General features: G+C 50.9%; 1 protein-coding gene. It reads right to left on the bottom strand.

Translation table 11 applies throughout. The features are described 5' to 3' along the window. Window positions 1-21 precede the first annotated feature (21 nt). The coding region (locus tag ADB02_RS06845; RefSeq protein WP_241482431.1) for an IS3 family transposase at window positions 22-1,434 on the bottom strand (1,413 nt) is incomplete at its 5' end.

Genomic DNA, 1,434 nt, shown 5'->3' with positions numbered 1-1,434 from the left:
TTTTTTTGGACAGTTTCAATCTCACGCTACATTGACTTTTCGGTATTCGGCAATGCTCAAACCATCGAGGCTGATCTTGATTCGGTGATTGTTGTAGAACTCAATGTATGTCGCGATTGCTTCTTTGAGCTCTTGAGGGTTCTGCCAGGTTCTGCCGTAGTACATTTCGTTTTTCATTCGGCCGAAGAACCCCTCGCATGCTGCATTGTCGGGGCTACAACCTTTCTTCGACATCGAGCGAAGTATTCCGAACTTCTCGGTCATACTTCGCCAGCTGCTGCCTCGATAATGTGCTCCGCGGTCTGAGTGAATCACCAAGGAGCCATCCATTGCCGGCTTTTCGGTTGCGATTGCTGCGTACAAAGTTTCTTCTGCTAACTCCATGGTGGGATGAACACTTGTTTTTGCTGCCACGACCTTCCCGTCAAAACAGTCAATGATGGCAGACAGGTACACGCGACCTTGGTTAGTAGCGAAAACACTGATGTCAGTCAGCCACAACCGATTTGGATGCTCAGCATGAAAATTACGGTTCACCAGGTTAGGTGGTGCGGGAGAAATTTCCCCTTGATAGCTGGAGTAACGCCACTTTCGTTTCGGGAACCAGGGACGAATTCCCTCTTCGTGCATGAGACGGCGGACGACCTTCTCACTGATAACGATCCCGCGATGGCGCAGTTCCCACCAAAGTCGGCGATAGCCGTAGGTGTTATTCGACTCAGAACTAATCTCATGAAGCAATTCGCGGATATGCGCGTGCTTATCCGGAGCAAATCGCTGTTGGAGTTGGTAGTAGAAGCTTGATGCCGCAAGATCAATAGCAGCAAGCAGCATAGATAACGGAAACTCGCCGCGTAACGCGTCAACCACTTCAGCCTTGTGCTTATTGCTGAGCTGCCCCGGGATGACGCTGACGTCTTTTTTTACAAGTTCCAGCTCCTTTTCCAAAACAGCCTTGTCAACGAGCAGTTGAGCCATTTGCTTTTTCAGTTCTGCAGGATCATCGGCTAATGATTTCTCGAATGCTGCTCGGGTGGGCATGCGAGTGTGCTCTTTGCGTTCTCTTTTCGACATCAAACCCCATTTTCCCTCTTCACGGTGGCGTTGTGCCCAAGAATAGACACTCATCTTTGAGCGCAGCTCGCATTCCACAGCGGTGTCAGCTGGCCTCCAACCAGCGTTGAAGAGCTCAACAGCACGAAGCTTGACCTCAAACGGGTAGCGGGTCAATGTTTTTGACTGTTTGCGGGGTCGACCAGGTTTGGCGGGTTCACGCAACCATTTGTACAGCGTCCATCGCCCTGGATAACCAAGTTCACGGACGGTCTTGGTCACCGATTGAGTACGCTTGTAAACCTGCAGAGCTCTGCGTCGCTGCTCCTTGGTGTATGAGCGGTTCATGATGGAATCCTCCAAGATTCCGTCCGCATCCCC

It is taken from the genome of Corynebacterium sp. 212_CJEI (genome assembly GCF_001055915.1).
In the GTDB taxonomy this organism is placed as follows: Bacteria; Actinomycetota; Actinomycetes; order Mycobacteriales; family Mycobacteriaceae; genus Corynebacterium; species Corynebacterium jeikeium_D.
Note: the sequence above shows the minus strand (reverse complement) of the source record. Positions and strands in the feature narration are given on the sequence as shown.